The 242-nt window shown below is 57.4% G+C and carries 1 protein-coding gene; it reads right to left on the bottom strand.

Annotated elements, in window-relative coordinates; genetic code table 11:
• Positions 1-79: 79 nt before the first annotated feature.
• On the bottom strand, positions 80-241 hold the full coding sequence (locus SB847_RS22055; protein WP_410578877.1) for a M23 family metallopeptidase: 162 nt from the start codon (positions 239-241) through the stop codon (positions 80-82).
• Position 242 lies beyond the last annotated feature (1 nt).

A 242-nucleotide genomic window follows, 5' to 3' on the forward strand; every position in this document is an offset into this window, starting at 1 on the left:
CGGTAGAACTCCTCATTAGATGCGAATGTTGTATACGGATTCGAACTAGTCTACGTCAATCCCGGAGCCGGTTCCCGCCCTAGAGGAGGGTCATCGGGTCAACAGCGACGCCGTTGAGCCACGTCTCGAAGTGAGCATGGCAGCCGGTCGAGTTGCCTGTGCTTCCGGAGTACGCGATGAGTTGGCCTTGGGCAACCTGCTGTCCGTTGGCCACCACGATGCTGCTGTTGTGGTAGTAGATG

Origin of the sequence: Bacillus sp. SIMBA_026 (assembly GCF_046535335.1) — a bacterium.
In the GTDB taxonomy this organism is placed as follows: domain Bacteria; phylum Bacillota; class Bacilli; order Bacillales; family Bacillaceae; genus Bacillus; species Bacillus velezensis.